At 69.0% G+C, this 529-nt stretch carries 1 protein-coding gene; it reads left to right on the top strand.

All coding sequences use genetic code 11. The features are described 5' to 3' along the window. Nucleotides 1–529 (top strand): amidase family protein (locus AC1DWF_RS38285; RefSeq protein ID WP_476843618.1); only part of this gene is annotated, 529 nt, incomplete at both ends.

The raw sequence follows: 529 nt of genomic DNA, 5'->3' as shown, positions 1-529 counted from the left end.
CACCAAGGGCGTGCAGACGGATTTCGCCACCATCATCCTGCAGGGCACCATCCCCGACGTGGATGCGCCCTGCGTCAGCCGGCTGCTCTCGGCGGGCGGGATGATGATGGGCAAGACGACCTCGGCCAGCGAATGGGGCTGGAAGGGCGTGAGTCATGCGATGATCTCCGGCATCACCCACAATCCCTGGGGCAGGGGGCTGAATGCGGGAGCCTCCTCCTCAGGCGCGGGCGTCGCGGCGGCCTGCGGCTACGGACCGCTGCACCAGGGCGGCGACGGGGCGGGCTCGATCCGCATGCCCGCACACTTCTCGGGCGTCTATGGTCTGAAGCCGACGCATGGGCGCGTTCCGAACTGGCCGATGTCGAACAACGAGCTCGCCACCCATATCGGCCCGCTGACCCGCAGCGTGGAGGACGCCGCGCTGATGACCCAGGCGATGGCCGGGCCGCATGTGTGGGACTACACCTCGCTCGAGGCGCCGCCGCAGGACTATGCCTCGCAGCTCAAGGCCGCCTCGATGAAGGGC

Source organism: Aminobacter sp. P4_D5 (assembly GCF_056401815.1).
Note: the sequence above shows the minus strand (reverse complement) of the source record. Positions and strands in the feature narration are given on the sequence as shown.